This window comes from Prochlorococcus marinus str. MIT 0917 (genome assembly GCF_027359575.1).
GTDB classification, from domain to species: domain Bacteria; phylum Cyanobacteriota; class Cyanobacteriia; order PCC-6307; family Cyanobiaceae; genus Prochlorococcus_B; species Prochlorococcus_B marinus_D.
On record NZ_CP114784.1, the window covers coordinates 774,286 to 794,625 of the forward strand.

The 20,340-nt window shown below is 30.6% G+C and carries 14 protein-coding genes and 1 tRNA gene; 8 read left to right on the forward strand and 7 right to left on the reverse strand.

Annotation, left to right across the window (positions count from 1 at the left end; all coding sequences use genetic code 11):
* Window positions 1–13 precede the first annotated feature (13 nt).
* The 3 genes from O5637_RS04695 (at window position 14) to O5637_RS04705 (ending at window position 3,127) form a co-directional block, all read left to right on the forward strand.
* Window positions 14–1,714: a tetratricopeptide repeat protein gene (locus tag O5637_RS04695; protein ID WP_269606523.1), complete on the forward strand. Its 1,701-nt coding sequence runs from the start codon at window positions 14–16 to the stop codon at window positions 1,712–1,714.
* Between the two features lie 110 nt (window positions 1,715–1,824).
* Window positions 1,825–2,712 (forward strand): 3-deoxy-8-phosphooctulonate synthase, encoded by an 888-nt coding sequence (kdsA, locus tag O5637_RS04700; RefSeq protein ID WP_269606524.1) that lies wholly within the window; start codon window positions 1,825–1,827, stop codon window positions 2,710–2,712.
* Window positions 2,693–3,127: a CBS domain-containing protein gene (locus tag O5637_RS04705; RefSeq protein WP_269606526.1), complete on the forward strand. Its 435-nt coding sequence runs from the start codon at window positions 2,693–2,695 to the stop codon at window positions 3,125–3,127. The genes kdsA and O5637_RS04705 overlap by 20 nt, the downstream gene beginning before the upstream one ends.
* A gap of 860 nt (window positions 3,128–3,987) precedes the next feature.
* Here O5637_RS04705 and O5637_RS04710 read toward each other — a convergent pair.
* Window positions 3,988–4,473 (reverse strand): DUF2214 family protein, encoded by a 486-nt coding sequence (locus tag O5637_RS04710; RefSeq protein WP_269606912.1) that lies wholly within the window; start codon window positions 4,471–4,473, stop codon window positions 3,988–3,990.
* Between the two features lie 256 nt (window positions 4,474–4,729).
* Between O5637_RS04710 and O5637_RS04715 the strand changes: the two genes are divergently transcribed.
* Window positions 4,730–5,134, forward strand: coding sequence for a hypothetical protein (locus O5637_RS04715; RefSeq protein ID WP_269606528.1), 405 nt, complete (start codon window positions 4,730–4,732; stop codon window positions 5,132–5,134).
* Window positions 5,135–5,266: 132 nt separating this feature from the next.
* Here O5637_RS04715 and O5637_RS04720 read toward each other — a convergent pair whose 3' ends face one another.
* The 4 genes from O5637_RS04720 to O5637_RS04735 all read right to left on the reverse strand — a co-directional run bounded on the left by O5637_RS04720 (window position 5,267) and on the right by O5637_RS04735 (window position 11,432).
* Complete coding sequence (locus O5637_RS04720; protein WP_269606530.1) at window positions 5,267–6,529, reverse strand: methyltransferase domain-containing protein; 1,263 nt, start codon at window positions 6,527–6,529, stop codon at window positions 5,267–5,269.
* A 74-nt stretch (window positions 6,530–6,603) separates the two neighbouring features.
* On the reverse strand, window positions 6,604–8,499 hold the full coding sequence (locus tag O5637_RS04725; RefSeq protein ID WP_269606532.1) for a tetratricopeptide repeat protein: 1,896 nt from the start codon (window positions 8,497–8,499) through the stop codon (window positions 6,604–6,606).
* Window positions 8,500–8,898: 399 nt separating this feature from the next.
* Window positions 8,899–10,842, reverse strand: a complete 1,944-nt coding sequence (locus tag O5637_RS04730; RefSeq protein WP_269606534.1) for a carbamoyltransferase C-terminal domain-containing protein — start codon at window positions 10,840–10,842, stop codon at window positions 8,899–8,901.
* Window positions 10,839–11,432: a tetratricopeptide repeat protein gene (locus O5637_RS04735; protein ID WP_269606536.1), complete on the reverse strand. Its 594-nt coding sequence runs from the start codon at window positions 11,430–11,432 to the stop codon at window positions 10,839–10,841. Before O5637_RS04735 ends, O5637_RS04730 begins: the two co-directional genes overlap by 4 nt.
* A 475-nt stretch (window positions 11,433–11,907) precedes the next feature.
* Between O5637_RS04735 and O5637_RS04740 the strand changes: the two genes are divergently transcribed.
* Window positions 11,908–11,980: transfer RNA gene (locus O5637_RS04740), tRNA-Ala, on the forward strand.
* 209 nt (window positions 11,981–12,189) lie between these two features.
* Window positions 12,190–13,905 (forward strand): tetratricopeptide repeat protein, encoded by a 1,716-nt coding sequence (locus tag O5637_RS04745; protein WP_269606538.1) that lies wholly within the window; start codon window positions 12,190–12,192, stop codon window positions 13,903–13,905.
* 371 nt (window positions 13,906–14,276) lie between these two features.
* On the opposite strand, the gene O5637_RS04750 is transcribed toward O5637_RS04745, so the two are convergent.
* The gene (locus O5637_RS04750) at window positions 14,277–16,082 is read right to left on the reverse strand and encodes a tetratricopeptide repeat protein (protein WP_269606539.1); all 1,806 of its coding nucleotides are present in this window, start codon (window positions 16,080–16,082) and stop codon (window positions 14,277–14,279) included.
* Window positions 16,083–16,679: 597 nt separating this feature from the next.
* Between O5637_RS04750 and O5637_RS04755 the strand changes: the two genes are divergently transcribed.
* Both O5637_RS04755 and O5637_RS04760 read left to right on the forward strand, forming a co-directional pair.
* Window positions 16,680–16,871, forward strand: coding sequence for a hypothetical protein (locus tag O5637_RS04755; RefSeq protein ID WP_269606541.1), 192 nt, complete (start codon window positions 16,680–16,682; stop codon window positions 16,869–16,871).
* Window positions 16,855–17,034, forward strand: coding sequence for a hypothetical protein (locus O5637_RS04760; protein WP_269606543.1), 180 nt, complete (start codon window positions 16,855–16,857; stop codon window positions 17,032–17,034). The genes O5637_RS04755 and O5637_RS04760 overlap by 17 nt, the downstream gene beginning before the upstream one ends.
* Before the next feature lie 62 nt (window positions 17,035–17,096).
* Here O5637_RS04760 and O5637_RS04765 read toward each other — a convergent pair whose 3' ends face one another.
* Window positions 17,097–19,862: a tetratricopeptide repeat protein gene (locus O5637_RS04765; protein ID WP_269606545.1), complete on the reverse strand. Its 2,766-nt coding sequence runs from the start codon at window positions 19,860–19,862 to the stop codon at window positions 17,097–17,099.
* Window positions 19,863–20,340: the final 478 nt, after the last annotated feature.

The following is a 20,340-nucleotide window of genomic DNA, read 5'->3' on the forward strand; positions in this document are numbered from 1 at the left end:
ATAGTAAAAGCGAATGGAATTGACTGAAAAAGAAACAGATCAAAAGCAAAAAGTTCCTGAACTTAAAACATTCGCTGTTCCATTTACTTTAGGAGAAGTCAAAGAAAATATTACTATTAATATAAATAGTCCTTATAAACCATCGAAAGAGGAATTAATTAAAAAAGCATTTAAATTTCACTCAGAAGGTAATATTCCAGAAGCAGTAAAATATTATCAAATTTTTATCAATCAAGGCTTCGAGGACTACAGAGTTTTCTCTAATTATGGAATCATCTTAAAAGGTTTTGGCAAATTAAAAGAAGCAGAAATCTCATACCGTAAAGCTATTGAACTTAATCCTGATTTCGCTGACTCTCATTTATATTTAGGAAATATATTAAGTGATCTTAATTATTTAGAAGAAGCAGAATTATCAACTCGTAAAGCTATTCAACTTAATCCTAATTTGACAGAGGCGCATTCCAATCTAGGTAATGTATTGAGAGATCTTGGTAACTTAAAAGAAGCAGAAATATCATATCGTAAAGCAATTGAACTTAATCCTAAGTTTCCAGAAGCCTATTCTAATCTAGGGAACATATTTAGTGACCTTGGCAAATTGAAAGAAGCAGAAACATTATATCGTAAAGCAATTGAACTTAATCCTGATTTCGCTGACGTACATTGCAACTTAGGAATCCTTTTGAGAGATATTGGGAAATTAAAGCAAGCCGAAATATCAACTAGAAAAGCTATTGAGCTTCGTCCTGAATGGGGAGAAGCTCATCATAATCTTTCTTCTATTCTTTTAAAATTAAAGCAATTTAAAGAAGGATGGAATCACTTTGAATGGAGATGGAAAATGAGTAATTCAAAATTGTCAATCGGCAAAAAGTTAAGGACAACTAAACCAGTGTGGACAATAGAATCTAAAGGTAGGGTTTTACTTTGGCCAGAACAAGGTGTGGGTGATGAAATATTTTTTTCATCTATGATTCCTGAATTAGAAAAAAAAGTTGATCATTTGATAGTTATGGCAGATAAGAGACTAATAGCTATTTTCAAAAGATCATTTGATAGAAGAATTGTTTATGTAAATAAGGATAGTTATGTAGAAGAAGATAAGTATGATTTTCAAATTCCTATGGGCTCACTTCCAAAAATCTTTAGAGAAAATGAAGAAAGTTTTAAAAGAGTACCAGAAAATTATCTTAAAGTTGATGATATAAAAGCTAGTAATATCAGAAATAGAATACAAAATCCTAACTACGAAAAAATCGTGGGTATCTCATGGAAAACTATTGCAAAAGCTAAGAAAAGTAGGTCGCTAGAACTAGAAGAATTGATTCTTGGTATTTATTCACCAAAAATTAAATTCATTTGTCTTCAATATGGTGATGTAGAAAAAGAAGTTTATAATTTAAAAAATAAACATGGGGTGGAAATTGAGTTAGTAAATGATATTGATAAATTCAATGATATTGATGGACTCTCATCCCTAATAAGTGCATGTGATGAAATAGTTACGATTGATAATAGTACAGTTATTTTAGCAGGTGCCATTGGTTCAAAATGTAACTTACTAATACCAATTAATTCTCATTGGTATTGGGGATTAAATGAGATTAAGAGTTACTGGTTTCCTTCAATTAAATTATTTAGAAAACAGAATTTTAAAACATGGAATGAGCCATTAAAATCTATAAAGAAACAAATTAATCCCTATAAATAAATTAAAACCCATCTATAGTATATGCCTACATTAACTATATTTATCTTTATTAAATTACATATTATGACTCAATCCTAAATTCAATATGGCAAAAGGTTATTTTTAAATTAATGAGAAAATCAAACAAAGATATAACTGTTGGCTACGGAGAGGTAACTCCGGTAAAAATAGGCCTTGGATATCCACTTGTTCTCATCGCTGGACCCTGTGCGATTGAATCTTATGATCATACTTTTCTAATGGCAGGTCTAATTTCGAAAATATGCAAAAAATTAGGAATACAATGGATATATAAATCTTGTTATGATAAAGATTGTCGATCTTCGCCTCAAAGTTTTCATGGAGTTGGATTAGAAGAAGGACTTGAAATACTTTCAGCTGTTAGGAAAGAATTCAATGTTCCTGTTGTATCAGATTTCTCAGATGCTTCATGGGCAAAAGCAACAGGTAAGGTTTGTGACCTAGTACAAGTTCCAGCTTATTTATGTCGTCAATCATCGATCCTAAAAGCTGCAGCAGAAACAGGAAGACCTGTACACCTAAAGAAAGGACAATTTATTAGTCCTTGGAATATAAAGAATTCTGTTCGCAAATTAGAGTTATTTGGATGCAAACAAATTCTAATAACTGACAGAGGAACATTTTTTGGATATAACCAATTAGTAAACGATATGACTTGTTTTCCAATAATGAAGCGATCTGGTTATCCAGTTTGTTTTGACGCAACTCATTCAATTCAGTTGCCAACTTCTATGGGCAATATTTCCGGAGGACAAAGAGAATTCATACCATGTCTAGTACGATCAGCAGTTGCTTGTGGGATTAACGCTCTTTTCATGGAAGTTCATGACAATCCAAGTCAGGCATTATCTGACCCTAATACAGTTTTGGACATTCAATATTTAGAAATTATACTTAAGCAAAGCCAAGAAATTCACAATCTTAGATTAAAACAACTCAAGACTTATGGAGAAGACAATGTTCATACAAAAAAATAATCTCTTAGTAAAAGATGTCATGCTATCGAATGATAACTTTCCTATTGTCTCAGCGAATCATATTACGAAAGAAGTAATAGATAAAATGAATCATTTTAGAATAGGTATAGCATGTATAGTTTCAAATAAAATGAGACTAGAAGCTGTTTTTTGTGATGGTGATTTAAGAAGGACAATTATAAATAATCAACAAACTCTTTCTTCTTTTTTTATTGATGATATAGTAAATTATGCTGTAAAAAATTATAAGTTTGTGAATGAAAAAACTACTTTGTTAGATGCTGTTAAGTTAATGGGTAAATTAAAGATTTGGGATCTTCCTGTAATCAACTCAAAGTCTGAATTAAAGGGTCTACTTCATTTGCATCCTGCCGTTTTAAGCTTATTAAATGAAAGAATAATAGAATCAAAATAATTGCGATTATTCCAGCAAGATTAAAAGCAAAAGACTAAAAAAAATTTTAAATGCATGAGAATGGAACATTAAGAGCTGCTTAATCTATAAAAAGTATCGAAGCATAACATATAGTTTTAATTAAAGGATATGAACTACGAATTTTGCATGAAAATCAAAGAATTAGTAGGCCATAAAAAAGCCTAATCATGATAGATAGAAATTAACATCAAAATCGGATCAAGGGTCATATATCGATAATTGTTAGCAGGTCAAATGTTCGATAAATGAGGAAGATCAAATTTCATATTATTTTAGACTATCACCTTCTTATTTACCCAGGGCAAAAAATAAATTATATTAGAAAAATGCTTAGAATAATTGGCTATAAAATGAAATACTTGAAGCAAAACCTGATCTAAGTAAACCTATATTAGAAAAATTAGAAATCGATAAATAAAATGCGTTTAATATCAAAATCTATAGATTAATAGTATTGAGTTTGACTAGTAATTTACCCCTTTCAATATTAATAGTGATATGAATCTGGTCTTAAATTGAATAAAAAAATAACACTAAACAAAAAATAATTATAAAGAATATTTTAGATAGGTATAATTGAAATTAATTAAAAGACTTGAGAGTTTCTTCCACTGGCTAATATATTAAATAGGCTCTACCTATATTAAATTTAACAAAAGATCAATTCCCTTATCTGTGTTCTAAACCACTAAATAACTGCCTTATTAACAGTTGGGAGCAAGTTCCAATCTTGTAGGGATCGCTTTAATTTATTTAAAGCTAGATTAAATCATAAAAAAATTATAATTTGAAACCAAACATTTGTTAATCCATTAAAAAGCATTATAAAGCAGAAAGTTTCAACCTAATCCCACTCCTCTAGCCATAAGTGTCGCTAGAAAAGGTATTGAAGCAAAACCTATTAATTCGACATTAATTATCAGCCTTAACCTTAAAACAAGATTCTCATTGACTTGAGGCAGAGTTCCCTTACTCAAAGGGATTGCCCATAATATATAAGTAATTGTTGGATAGAGCGATAGAGAGCCGGTCAAAGCAAAAACAATAATCTTTGTCCAAAAGATAGGATTTTGAGTATAAAATTCTGAACCCTGACCAAACTTAATAACTCTATAAACACCACTAACCAAAAGAGCAACTCCTGCAATTCCATAGATAATATCAGCAGCCACCATTGATATTGCCTCATCTCTATTTGGATTAGGCTTCAATGAAATTCGTTCAAAAATCAATGCCCCAAAACAAAGCATAAAACTTAGATAATGGATATAAGCAACGGTAGCAGATTTAAATAAATCCACTGGCAAAACCAATCCGAACACAATAACTATATTTAAATCAATTTATACAATAGCAAAAATCATAAGTCACAGGGAGTAAGCCTTAGCTTATTTACCAAGCAAGATAAAATTGGCTTTAATTGAATAAATCGACCCCGTAAGGACTCAATATCAAGATTTTTAATATATTAGCTAATGATAAGCAAGAGCTTCCTAAACAAAAATTTTATGCTATTACAAATTTATTAAAAATAGATATAAAATTAATTTATTAGTCTAATTTAAAGTTTTAGGATACATCATGGCAGAAATAAAAAAGAAAATTATATTCAAGCTTTTTTCTTTCATTTTTATAGTGTCTTCAACATTATTTTTATTTCAGACTGAAACTTTATATGCCTCAGAAAGCGATCAGTCTGCTTTTATAAAAAAAGTATCAAGATCATATACAAAAAAATATTGTAATGCAATAGGTTTCGGCCTTTCAAAGGAAAGTGCTATGAACTTTTCCATAGAAGAGAATAAACAAGTATTTAAAAAGAAAAAAGAATTCAATAGCATTAATCAAGATATACTTGCAGAAGAGATAGCTATATCAGTAGTTGAAAAATGTGGCTACCCAATAAACCTCTCTGGTGAAAAAGGTATTCAAATATTCAAAAGTTTTTACCTATCCAAAGCAAGTGAAACATCTAAAAAAGATTAATTAATTAGAAAACAAATCAAGAAGAAATTAAGCGTTAAGTATTGCTAAATAATTTACCTTTACGATAAATAATTTGTCATATTGGATTTTCCTTAATGCAGCTGAAGAACATATTAATATCTTAATAAATATTTAATAAAAAATTGGCTCTTCAATAATTTTATTCATTTCAAAATCAAATTTGACTATAGAAAATTTTGGTCTATAAAAGATTAATTCCCCACCATCCTTTAAAAAGTTTTCATATCGATTTATAATTTCACTTTTAAACTGATAGGGCATCACTAAATAACAATCAGGTGAATCATGTTCAGGGTCATATTCTATAGAGATATTAGAACCTGGAATTAATCTTCCTTTTTTATTTAATTGAAGATCTACCGCTGAGATAATTATTTTACTATTTAGTTTTATCATTTGTGAAACTAAAGCTCCTCGAGTAGATGCTCCGAGAATTTTTATTTTAGATGAATTAGACTTTTCCTTGATCCATTTATGAAAAAGTCTGAATTCCGTTTTTACATTGTTTTCAAATAATTTAAAGTTAAATTTATTTAACCATTCTATTTCTTCCTCTATTAGCTTAAGCAAGTTTTTAGTCTTTCCAAGATTTGATTTAGTAATAACAAATGTAATATTTCCTCCATTCATCTCTGTAAGATATGCATCATGAATAAAGAGTCCAGATTCTCTACATATAATTTCAAATGTTTTTATAAAATAATAGATTAAATGTTCTTGACCAAGCATATCTACATTCTTTCTTTGAAAAAAATCTTTTGCATAATTAACTTCAATAATTGCTTTTCCTGTATCTTTTAAAAGGTATTTTATACCAGTTAAGAATTCTAGAGGTTTGGAGATATCATAGAACATTGATATAACAGTTACGAGATCAAAAGAATTATTCAAATCCAATAATTTTGTTTTACAAAATTCTAAATTAAAAAAATCATTGAACACTTTTGTCTTATATTTATTTGGAATTTCTTCTACAGCATTTGAAGGGTCTATTCCAAAAACTTCCATGCCAAAGTTATCCGCAAATTGAATTAAAGTTCCATCATTACAACCAATATCAAATAGGCGACCATTTTTAATACCATAGTTATGTACAATACGCTGAAGATGATCTTTCATAGTATTAGTTGTAGAAGATCGATACCAATAATTAACAAACATATTTTTTGGGTCAACTTTTTCTTTCATTTGTATATTATTACATTCATTGCAAAGATTTAGCGTGATTGGGGTTTTAATCAAATTAGTTTCATTTTTTAGAGGGAAATAACCTGTTAAGAATATATTGGATAAATTAAAAATACTTTGCAAATTATCACTTCCACATACAACACATTTATCAAGACTTTTACTATTGATAGCTTGAAAATTCAAAAGAGTGATTTTTATATTATCTATTATTATAGCACAGAAATTTTATGCTTCAGTCTTGTATTTAAATATATCAACTAGTTATTAATCTTCTCAAACTCAATTGATACTCTCTCCAAAACTTCAGTCCAATTATTCTTCTCTTTCTGTCGAAACAATCTCATAGACGGGTACCAAAAAGTACTTTCCTTTTCAAGTCCCCAAGTCCAATGAGGTATATCACGCAATAGTAGCCAAACTTGTTTGCCCATACCTCCTGCAAGAGTAGCTGCGCAACTGTCATTGCTAATAACTAAGTCACAGCTATTAATTATTGCAGCATGTTCTTCAAAGTCCAAAATACTGTCAATTTCATCTTGGCAAGCAACAAAATGCTTTCTAAAAGAACAATGTTTCAGTTGTTCTGATCCATAACCCTTTTGTAAAGAAAGAAACTTGATATTATTTTTCTTAAGAAGAGTTCCAAAAGTTTCTAGAGGAATTGATCTTCCTTGATAACCATTTTTCTCTATTTCAGGGCTTCCTTGCCAATGAATTCCAATAATTGGTAATGTTTCATTAGAAAGTTTCTCCGCCCATTTATAGTTAAGTTCTTGTCTCGCTCTAATATATGGTTTAGTAGTAATTGGGTTCTTAGGATTTACACCTAGTAATTTAGATATTGATAGTAATGGGATCCATTTACCTTCAGAAATTTTACAACACTGATCTTGGGTCAATGGATTGTGATCAATATTTGAAGATTTAATCAAACTATGTAATTTTAATTGTGGACAAAAAGAAATATCTAGACCTTTATTCTTTAAATAATGTAGATATCTCATGTAATGTAAAGTATCACCTAAACCTTGCTCACATACGATTAAAAGTTTTTCTCCTTTTAGTAAATCGATATCAATTTTTTTTCTGATAATAGGATTCCCATGAATTATTGAGGGTGATTTCTTTTTAAATCTATATTCATAATTTTCTAGACCATCTACATAGTTACCTTTTAAAAGTTCTACCAATGATAGGTTGAAGTAAGCATCAGCGTAATCAGGATTGAGTTCAATTGCTTTTCGAAATGATCTCTGTGCACCCTCTAACTTACCTAGGTCTGTTAATATTAGTCCTAGGTTGGAATAAGCCTCTACATATTCAGGATTAAGTTCAATAGCCTTGCGAGTTAATATTTCAGCATTTTGTAAGTTATCAAGACTTTTCAGTATTCCTCCTAGATTTGAATACGCAGCTGCAAAATCAGGATTAAGTTTTATAGCTTTGCGAGTAGCTAATTCTGCGTCTTTTAATTTGCCTAGATCTTTCAATATTATACCAAGATTATAATGTTCATTTGCAAAGTTAGGATTAAGTTCAATAGCTTTTCTAGTGGCTAATTCTGCTCCTCTCAGGTCGCCAAGTTCTCTCAAAACACTTGCCAGATTGGAATGCAGTTTTGATAAATTAGGGTTAAGTTCAATAGCCTTTCGATTGGATAATTCTGCTTCTTTCAATTTACCTAGTTCTTTTAATATTATTCCCAGATTGTAATGACCATCTACCTGATTAGGCTTAAGTTCAATAGCTTTTCGAATGGATAATTCTGCTCCTTTTAGATCACCAACTTCGCTCAATATATTTGCCAAATTTAAATGCGCTTTTACAAAATTAGGATTGATTTTAATAGCTTTGCGATAGTATATTTCTGCATCTTTTAATTTTCCAATATCTTTTAAAATTACTCCATAATTAAAAAATATTGCTGAGTCTTTAAAACCTTGATTTATCAAGTATTTATAATATTTTGCTGCTTCTAAAATGTTTCCTTGTGAATGAAACTTAAATGCTTTATTAATTATTTTCTCTTTAGAAAAATTTGAATTAGAATTAATAGTTCTAGTAATATTTTCTTGGATTTCTCCTAAAGCAAATGGAACAGCGAATGTTTTAACTTGAACTTTTTGCTTTTGATCTTTTTTTCCTTCAGTCACATCTCTTCGCTTTATGAAAGATCCATTGAATTCGATTATATCTGGAACTAGTGTTTATCTCTTAAAAAAATAGATCATCTGCAAAGTCATAACGACCCTAGTTACCGAAAAGTACGAAGTAAGCAGAAGACAAGCTCGAAGGATTACAGCTAAGGCAATGGGCTGATTGTTCAGAACTTTGAAGAGATCAATATTGAGCGGCAGCAAATGGTGGCAAAGCTACTAATAAATTTTGAACAACCAATGCAAAAAGGACTCATCAACAACCAATCAAGTGGCTTTGATGCATTTACAAAACAAATAATTTCACTGGCTGTATTGACTGCTGATTCCTTGTATAAGAACGAGTTAGAAAATCTAGTATGTGCTCGATTTCAAAACCTAGTTTTTATATCTTTTTTATTTTCTAGTTATTTTTTTTCCATTTAGATAAAGCACATCAAGTTTTGTAGTTACAAGGAAATCAATAGCTTCTTCAGGTTTCTCAACAATAGGTTCTTTGGGACCATTAAATGAGGTATTAAGTACAACTGAAGATCCAGATATTTCTTTAAGTTTTTTAAGTATTAAAAAAAGCCCACCTGTTTCTTCTGTAACTGTTTGAACCCGTGCAGAACCATCTACATGAGTAATTGCAGGTAAATTGCTTTTTAGAACTTGAGCAGTGAAAAGCATAAAAGGCGATTCATTTAGTAAACCCTTAAAGTACAAATTCACATCTTCTTTTAAAACTGCAGGTGCAAAAGGACGCCATTTCTCTCTTTGCTTTAACTCATTCATACGCGGCCAATTTTCAGGATATGAAGGATTGCTCAATAGTGAGCGGTGTCCTAGAGCTCGAGGTCCAATTTCACTACGACCTTCAAACCATGCAATGATTTTATTTTCATGAAGATCATTTGCTGCTGACTGTTCACAATCAATATTTTCTTCGATATTAATTTGATTCTCATATTTCTTAATTGCCTTATTTAGATCATTCTTACTATTTTCCAAACCAAGATATGGTAGAGATAAATATGATTTTTGAGTCATTTTTAGACGAGGTTTATTTAGTAGATGGTGATAAGCATATTGAGCTACTCCTAAAGACAAACCACTGTCATCACAATTAGGAGGAATATAGATATTTCTAAAAGAACTATCTTTCAGTAAAAGAGAATTGGCAGGACAATTTAAGCCTGTTCCACCTGCATAACAAAGAGTATCAATACTAATTTGGTTATTAAAACACATTTCTGAAATACAGTTGACTGTATATAAAAGAGTTTCTTCAAAAAGCTTTTGTGTACTAGCAGCTATATCAACGCATATTGGTTCAAGAATTTTGTTGGTATTTCCTATTGGATCAAGATTATATCCTTTTAATTTAGACAATTTTATGCAATGTTTTATCCAATCTTGAGTAGGTTCTTTAAATCCTTTCGAACGAAGGTCATAAGTATTCCCAACCATTTCTTTTTTGAAGAAAACAGGTTTACCATAAGGTGCTAAACCCATCAGTTTTCCAGCGCCACCAAACAGATCAAAGCCTAAAAATTGGCCAATTTGATTATATAAAGTTCCTAAAAAAAGATGATTAGGAACAATTGGAATGATTTTATTTGATTCTCCATAAAAAATCATTCCACTGCTAGGACCTGGAGGAATTCCTCCATCATGAGTAAGAATTATAGATTCATTAGATTTACAGTTATAAAAAGTAGAAGCTGCATGTGCAAGCTGATGTTGAATAGAAACACCAGGTATATTCCTTCCCTTTAAAGTTATTTGCATTGGGTAATGAAAAAGATTTTGATTTTTTTCTTTCGCAGTTAATATATTATTAAACTTAATATGCTTAATATCTTTTAAACATATTTCGTCTTTCCAAAAATCTATTGAAGGAAAATTTAATAATGACTTTGTTATTCCTAAATCCTCTTGTTTTATACTTTTATATTCAGGAAATGAATTTTTTAGACTATTATGTTGTTTATTTTTTTGATAAACACATTCAATAATATTTCCGCACAAACGCTTTTCAAAGCTATTATTATTTGGATTTAAATATTTATTATTGGGGTTTTCACCATATTTAAATTCTAAATCATTAGGACGATCGACCACTACAAGCTCAAAGCCTTGAGTCGATGTTATAGAAATCATATCAATATCTTCTACTTTTACTTTTGCATCTAATAATGCTTCTTCAATATGAGAGACATTAATTCCAAATGAATGCTTAGATCTATTATATCTTTCTCTTATTAAATTACATTTAGGGATACCATCTATCAAAACAGCGACACCAGCATCGTGTCCAAAATGAAGTCCAAGTATTACAACTTTATGTTCTTTCATGAAGCTATTTCCTCAATTTCTTGTAAAATCTTCCCAAGAAAAGAATAAGCATTTATGAGGTCAGGATCAATTTCAATAGCTTTGCGAATAGATAATTCTGCCTCTTTTAAGTTACCAAGATCTTTAAAAATAGTTCCTAGATTGTAATGAGCATTAGCAAAATTGGGTTCAATTGCTATTGCCTTTTTTGTAGCTATCTCAGCTTCTTTTGATTTGCCTTGATCTTGCAATATGCTTCCTAGTAGTAAATGATGATTTGCTATATCAGGATTGATTTTAATAGCTTTAATTGTCAATATCTCTGCTTCTTCTAGTTGACCTTGATCTTTTAAAATCATTGCATAATTAGAAAAAACACTATCAGTAATAAAACCTTGATTAATACAATATTGGTATGATTTTACCGCTTCGTTAATATTTCCTTTTAAATGAAAATCTATTGCTTGTTTAATTATTCTTTCTGAAGAAGGTTTAGAAGGAGTATTGAAATTAATGGAAATATTTTTTTTTCTTTCTCCCAGTTCAAAAGGAACTGGGAATGTTTTCACTTCAAACCCTGCTTTCTTTTGATTTTTTCGTTCCTCAGTCAAATTTATTTGTTTTACAAAGGATTTATTAATGATGATTATACCTTGTACTTAGGATTTAGTATTTAGCTTTGAAAAGATATTGCCCCCTTTAATTAGGTGGGGGATTATCTCCCTGCAAAGGGAAGTAATCAGTCTAGTCCCATTAAAGAAACAAAGACCTTTGATAATTTTCCACGGCTTCCATTGCAGGTAAAAGTTATTTTCCTTAGAAACATTATTAGGAACTTTATCAAAGCTAGTTATATTAATAGTTTTACTTTCTTTAATTCCCATAGAATCGAGACTAATAAGGAGCCACAATTGCGATGGGTTATTGGGTAATGAGACGTTTTTAGATAGCATTTGGTTATTAGGCACTGATATGGCGCATATAATTTCTAATCATTTCTACTTTAACAACTATCAATTCCTATCAAGCAAAGTAGAGGTTTTTTTCTTCCAAAGATCACTGGTATGAATGACCTTTCACCTGATTGAGGCCATGGCTCAGCGAGTAGAGCACCTGCATGGCATGCAGGGGGTAAGCGGTTCAAGTCCGCTTGGCTACATTAGGATTTCTAAGTCACGGTAATAGATTTCAGAGGATTTACGTTAGAGCGTGAATAAAACGATATTGCCTGATATGGCAATTGTGTGTTCCGTTATGCCCTCATTTTCAGCTCTGAATCTTATGCTCGAATGTTTTTATCAACTATTATGATGAACCTTAGCGCAAGATATAATTTTAATTAATAGTCCATTTATAAAATAAATAGACGTGATTGAAAGAAAAAAAGATCAAAAGCAAAAAGTTCCTGAAGTTAAAACATTCGCTGTTCCATTTATTTTAGGAGAAGTCAAAGAAAATATTTCCATTAATTTAAATACTCCTTCTAAAATATCTAAAGAACAAATAATTAACCAAGCATTTAAATTTCATTCAGAAGGTAATATTCCAGAAGCAGTAAAATATTATCAACTTTTTATAAATCAAGGGTTAGAAGATTACAGAGTTTTCTCTAATTATGGAATCATCTTAAAAGGTTTTGGCAAATTAAAAGAAGCAGAAATCTCATACCGTAAAGCTATTGAACTTCATCCTGATTTTGCAGATGCTTATTTAAATCTGGGAGATTTATTGAGAGATCTTAGCAACTTAGAAGAAGCAGAATTATATACTCGTAAAGCTATTAAAATTAATCCTGATTTTGCAGATGCTAATTCCAATTTGGGAATAATTTTGAAAGATCTTGGTAACTTAAAAGAGGCAGAATTATATACTCGTAAAGCTATTAAAATTAATCCTGATTTAGCAGATTCACATTCCAATTTGGGAATCATTTTAAATAATATTGGCAAATCACAAGAAGCAGAATTATCTATTAGAAAAGCTATTAAACTCAATCCTAATTTAGCAGATGCTCATTTAACTTTGGGAAACATATTAAGAGATCTTGGCAAATTAGAAGAAGCTGAAATATCACAGCGTAAAGCAATTGAACTGAAACCTGATTTTGCAGAGGCATACTCTAATCTTGCTAGTCTTCTTTTACAAAGAATGAAATTTAAAGAAGGTTGGGATTATTATGAATGGAGATGGAAAGTACATGATAAGGACAATTATATTGGAGAAAAATTAGTTACATCAAAACCTGAGTGGTCACTAATCAGTAAAGGTAGGGTTTTGCTTTGGGGCGAGCAAGGAATAGGAGATCAAATTCTATTTACATCTTTAATACCTGAATTAGTACAAAAAGTTGATAAATTAATTGTTAAAGTTGATAAAAGATTGATTCCTTTATTGCAAAGATCTTTCGATAAGAATATAATTTATTTTGATCAAAATGATTTTATTAGTGAAGATAAATATGATTTCCAAATTGCAATGGGTTCCCTACCTAGGTTACTAATAACTAACAAAGAAAGCTTGACAAAAAGTAATAAGACATATCTAAAAGTAGATGATAAAAAGTCTCATAACTTTAGAAAGCAATTAAGAAATTTAAAATTTGAAAAAATTATAGGCATTTCTTGGAAATCGATGTCAAAAATCAATAAAGATAAATCATTATCCCTTGAAGAATTTATTCTAGGAATTCATTCTCCATCATTTTGTTTTGTTAATCTTCAGTATGGTGATACTACTGATGAAATTATTAATCTAAAGAAAAAATATGATATTAATATTATTGATATAGATGAAGTGGATACTTTTAATGATATTGATGACCTTGCATCTCTAATCAATGCATGTGATCAAATAGTAACCATTGAAAATTTAATCTCAGACCTGGCAGGTGCAATTGGTATCAATAGCTTGATTTTACTAAATAATAAAAGTCATTGGAGATTTGGACAAACTAATGATTACAGTTATTGGTTTCCATTGCAAAAGCTATTTAGAAAAAATCAGTCTCAGACATGGGATAACACTTTAAATCAAATCCAGAAAGATTTAATTAGCGAAAACAATAAGATTCACACTTCCATTTGATTCTGGACTAATTACTTCCTTTTTTCAAGGGTTTACCCCTCCTGCATGGCATGCAGGAGGGGTAAACCCTTGAAAGTCATAGCGATCACTAAGTTCTCTTGTTAAGTAAGAAATGATTGCTGCACGATTTACCTCATAGCAGTTTTTGACATTAATAACTAAATACAAAATAATAAAAAAAGAACTGTAAAGGCAGGCTGCATATTGAATTCTAAACTAGGTAATGGGTGAAATTTAATTGTAATCAATTATATTCTAAGCTATTTTATAATTACATTAGTTGCCTATTTAATTTCTAAAATTGTGATTTTATCTATCAAGTCTCCTTGGGAGACTTGATAGATAATGGTGAATAGGTTTATGTTTTGAATTCATGCTTCAACTTCCATTTCTTCTTTAAGTGCAGTTGATACTCTTTCCATAACTTCTTCCCAATTGTTTCTTTCATTTTGTCGGAATAACCTCATAGATGGATACCAAAATGTACTATCTCCTTTAATTCCCCAAGCCCAAAAAGATATATTTTTCATAAGTAAACACACTTTTTTACCCATGCTTGCTGCAAGAGTAGCTGCGCAACTGTCATTGCTAATAACTAAGTCACAGCTATTAATTATTGCAGCATGTTCTTCAAAGTCCAAAATACTGTCAATTTCATCTTGGCAAGCAACAAAATGCTTTCTAAAAGAACAATGTTTCAGTTGTTCTGATCCATAACCCTTTTGTAAAGAAAGAAACTTGATATTATTTTTCTTAAGAATAGTTCCAAAAGTTTCTAGAGGAATTGATCGTCCAGCATAAAAACCTTTTTCTATATATGGGTTTCCTTGCCAATTAATTCCAATGATTGGTAATGTTTCATTAGAAAGTTTCTCCACCCATTTATAGTTAAGTTCTTGTCTTGCGCTGACATATGGTTTGGTAATGATTGGATTTTTTGGGTTAACCTTTAGATATCGTGGTAAAGATAAAAGCGGGATCCATTGACCTTCTGAAATTGAATCAACTTGATATGAAAACAATGGATTGGGATCAATTCCAGAGGATTTGATCAATGTATGTAATTTTTCCTGGGCACAAAATGAAACTTCTATGCCTAGTTTTTTAAGATAAGGAATATACCTCATAAATAGAATAGTGTCGCCTAAGCCTTGTTCAGTCACAACTAAAAGCTTTTCTCCCTTGTTTAGTTTTCTATCATCTATTCGATTAATTTTTGGATTAGCATGTACTTTTGAGGGGTTATCGATTTTAAATCTATATTCATAATTTTCTAGACCAGATTCATATTCTCCTTTACGTAGCTGAATGTTTGCTAAGGTATAAAAAGCATCTGCAAAATTAGGATTTAGATTAATAGATTTTCGTATAGATATTTCAGCCTCCTTAAATCTTCCAAGGATTTTCAATATGAATCCAAGATTATAAAAAGCCTCTGCTAAATTAGGATTTATTTGAATAGCTTTTAGAGTATAATATTCTGCTTCCTCTAATCTATCTAAACTTGTCAAGATTGTTCCAAGATTATAATTTGCTAAGGCATATTCAGGATTTATTTCAATGGCTTTACATGTCACTGTTTCTGCTTCTTTTAATCTCCCAAGTTTAATCAAAATAGTTCCCAAGTTTGAATATGATTCTGCATGACTTGGGTTAAGTTCAATTCCTTTTCTAAATGATATTTCTGCTTCTTTTAATCTCCCAAGTTCAATCAAAATAGTTCCCAAATTAGAATATGATTCTGCAAAATTTGGTTTAAGTTCAATTGTTTTCATATAGGATATCTCTGCTTCTTTTAACTTACCCATTTCTGTTAATATATTTCCAAGATTGAAATGAGCGTCAGCGTAGCTAGGATTATATTCAATAGCTGTACGATAGAACTTTTCTGCTTCTTGTGATTTCCCAAGATCTTGCAATATTATTCCATAATTATAAAAAACTCTGTGGTCCTTTAATCCTTGATCTATTAAATTTTGATAATATTTTGCCGCTTCGTTAATATTTCCTTTTAAATGAAAATCTATTGCTTGTTTAATTATTTTTTCTGAAGAAGGTTTAGAAGGAGTATTTAAATTAATGGAAATATTTTCTTTGACTTCTCCTAAAATAAATGGAACAGCGAATGTTTTAACTTCAGGAACTTTTTGCTTTTGATCTTTTTTTCTTTCAATCACGTCTATTTATTTTATAAATGGACTATTAATTAAAATTATATCTTGCGCTAAGGTTCATCATAATAGTTGATAAAAACATTCGAGCATAAGATTCAGAGCTGAAAATGAGGGCATAACGGAACACACAATTGCCATATCAGGCAATATCGTTTTATTCACGCTCTAACGTAAATCCTCTGAAATCTATTACCGTGACTTAGAAATCCTAATGTAGCCAAGCGGACTTGAACCGCTTACCCCCTGCATACCATGAAGCTCAAAACCCCTGAATATCCTAGTCATAGATTTAAAACCAACCTCTTAAAAGCTCCTTACACTATGTAAAGCGCGCATAATTGAGCGCATATCTGATAGCCCTAGATATAGGGCCACTCAATCACTTATGAACAGACATATATAGATATAGATATAGATATATATGTCTGTTCATAAAAAAGAACAAAATGCAATCCTTATATCGTAAATTGAAACCAAATAAGAAGTCAAATTAATTGAAATTATTATGTTATTCAGCTACTTTAATTATTATTTTGGTTATTTATATAGTTGATCAGATTTATAGTCTCAGCAAAGATAGCAACGCCTAGAAAATCTTAAATGACAAAAGTCATTCACTCTGATTTTTTAAATGTCGGAGAAGCAATGTGTTCTCTTTTTTCTTCAATAGAAAAGAATCCAGCTTGGGCTTTGAAGCCTCAAATGGTTGCTGAACTTGCATTGTGCTTGCACATGCTCCAGAGAGAATTATATCTACATTGCATCGAGGAGGAATATGAAAAACGCTACTAAACAAGAGATGGAATTAAGAGCAGGCTTTGCTGCTGGCTTACTCGCTCAAGATCATAGTTGCACCGTAGTAACGACCCGAGTGACCGAAGAATACAAATTAAGCAAAAGAAAGGCTCGAAGGATTACAGCGAAGGCAATGGATTTAAACAGAAATATTATCTAGACGATATACTAAAAGAACTTTATTTATAACGTATAATTGATAATTATCTCCTATTCATAGGATCAGATATATTTATTCGATTTTACTAAAGTAATAAATATATTTTCTAATTCTTTAGTGTAATTGTTAGAGTTAAATAATATTAAATCTTCTTTATTTTTTAATTTATTTCTTATTTTCTTTAGTTTGTCTTTATTAGTCGCTAGTTCATATGCTAACGATTCGTATTCCGATTCAGTATGTGTTATTAATTCTTTTAAATCACACGAACTTAGAATGCTTGCTGCCATCCTAGCACTGTAACTTTTGCCTAACATTGTTATTAGAGGTAATCCTGCCCACAAAGAATCAGAAGCAGTAGTTCCTGCATTATAATTAAAGGTATCTAAGAATAAATCAGCGCATGAATGCCTTGACAAATGTTCATCTAAATTCATTTTTTCGGCGAATACAACTCTATCTTTCTGTAAGCCCTGATTGATTAGTTCCCTATGTATATTTTTTATTGCATAGTGATTTGGCTTCATCAACCAAAGTATGCTTTTGTCAACTTTCTTTAATAATCTAATCCATATATTAAACTCTTTTCTGGTAATTTTTTGGATATTATTAAAGCATGTGAATATAAATCCAATAGATGGAAGACCTAATTCTTCCCTACTAAAATTGTAACTTGATATCTCTTTTGTATTATCATGAGGTACTAGTGTGTTTTTCAGATATAATACTTTTTCGGTATAGAATTTCTTGTTTTTCTCTGGTATTACTATTTTATCTGCAATTATATAATCAAATGATTCTGAGCCAATAGTACCAGGATAACCTAGATAATTGATTTGGATTGGGGCTAATTTGTAAGAGAAAATTGATTGCCTATTGAATGTTGTTATTCCATTCAGATCTATTGCTATATCTATTTTATCTTTTCTGGCAAGTTGAACTATTTCAAGATCACTTAAATTAGCTATTTCTCTAAAGCAATAAACCGCATCCTTTACTCTATTTGTGTAATTGTCATTTATATTACTAAGACTATAAGCATATATATCGAATTTAGATTTATCATGTAATTCTAATATTCTTATTATTAAATGTGTTATTGCATGATTTCTGAAATCGGAAGAAAAATATCCGATTTTAATTTTATTATTATTTTGATGACTTATAATTGGTAATTCTTCTCTTCGATGTCTCTGATTAAAGTTAACTGCTCTTTTTAAATGATTTATGGGATTATCCTCTAGATACATCAACCCTAATGGTTCTGTGGATTTTCCCTCTATTCCAATTTTATTTGAATAAGGTAAATATTTTTCTATTTCATCCCACAAACACATTTTTGATAATGTAAGCATTAGATCTGATAAGCGGTAAATATCTTTGGGTTCTATTTCTAGGCTTTTTTCAAATTCTTTTTTGGCTTCTTCTAATTTGCCAATATCTTTTAATATGACTCCTAGATTAGAATGTGCTTCAACTAAATCTGATTTTAGTTCAATTGCTTTGCGTGTTGATATTTCAGCTTCTTCTAAGTTGCCACACTCAATCAATATGCTTCCTAGATTTAAATGGAAATCGGCGTAATCAGGGTTAAGTTCAATTGCTTTTCGTTGTGACAACTCTGCTTCTTTAAATTGGCCTAGATCTTTTAATATATTTCCCAGATATGAATGTGCTTCAGCGAAATCAGGTTTGAGCTCAGTTGCTTTTCGAGCTGTTAATTCTGCTTCTTCTAATTTCCCAAGATCACTCAATATATTGCCTAGATTGGAATGTGCTTCAGCGAAATCAGGTTTGAGTTCAGTCGCTTTTCGAGCTGATAATTCTGCTTCTTCTGATTTTCCAAGATCACTCAATATATTTCCCAGATTGGAATATGCTTCTGCGTAATCAGGTTTGAGTTCAGTCGCTTTTCGAGCTGATAATTCTGCTTCTTCTAATTTTCCAAGATCATTTAATATGTTTCCCAGATTTAAATGTGCGTCTACGTAATTAGGTTTGAGTTCAATTGCTTGACGAGTGGAGATCTCTGCTTCTTCTAATTTCCCAAGATCATTTAATATGTTTCCCAGATTTAAATGTGCGTCTACGTAATTAGGTTTGAGTTCAATTGCTTGACGAGTGGAGATCTCTGCTTCTTCTAATTTCCCAAGATCACTCAATATGTTTCCCAGATTGGAATGTGCTTCAGCGAAATCAGGTTTGAGTTCAATTGCTTGACGAGTGGAGATTTCTGCTTCTTCTAATTTCCCAAGATCACTCAATATATTTCCCAGATTTAAATGCGCCTCTGCGTAATTAGGATTGAGTTCAATTGCTTTGCGAGTTGATATTTCTGCTTCCTTTAAGTTACTAAGATCTTGTAAAACCACTCCAAGATTAAAATGCGCATCTGAGTCATCAGGATTCAATTCAATTGCTTTTCGAATAGATAATTCTGCATCTTTTGATTTGCCAAGATCTTTTAACATTTTTCCCAGATTGGAATGAGCAACAGCGAAATTAGGGTTATGTTCAATTGCTTTACGAGTAAATAACTCTGCTTCTTGTGATTTGCCAAGTTTTTTCAGGAGGATTCCATAATTTGAAAAAACCATGTAGTCTTTGAAGCCTTGGTTAATGAAATATTGATAATACTTTTTTGCTTCTTGAATATTACCTTCTGAATGAAATTTAAATGCTTGATTAATTATTTGTTCCTTTGATTGTTTGCAAGGAGTATTGCTATGAACCGTAAGATCTTCTTGGATTACTTTTAAATCAAATGGCACTGGGAATGTTTTTACTTTAGATCTTTCTTTCTTATTATCTTTGTTTCTTTCACTCAAATCTATTATGAGCTAATAACTGTTCGCATAATAGCTATATCTAGCTATATCAGGCAATATCGTATTATGCATTTACTTCCATAAATCCCGCTATATCTTTTGCTATAACGAATAAATCTTAATGAACCCAAACGGGTTCGAACCGCTAAACCCCTGCATGCCATTAAGGGAAAATTTCTTCTAAATATATTTTTATGAAAGAACTTAAGAAAAATATCAAATTAGATGCGCGCATTTTGCGCGCATCTAAGACCTATCTATCTAGTATGGAGCCAAGCGCACTCGAACCGCTGACCCCTACATTTATGAACCTCGAAAACCCCTAAATATTCTAGGTATAGATTCAACAATACCCACTGGAAGCAACTTGCAATTTAAAGCCGGCCTAATCAAACGCATACTATGTAACCTAAAACATGACCTCAAAAGCTTGAATAGACTGATATATATATCTTTATATTTCAGGTAATATAAGATT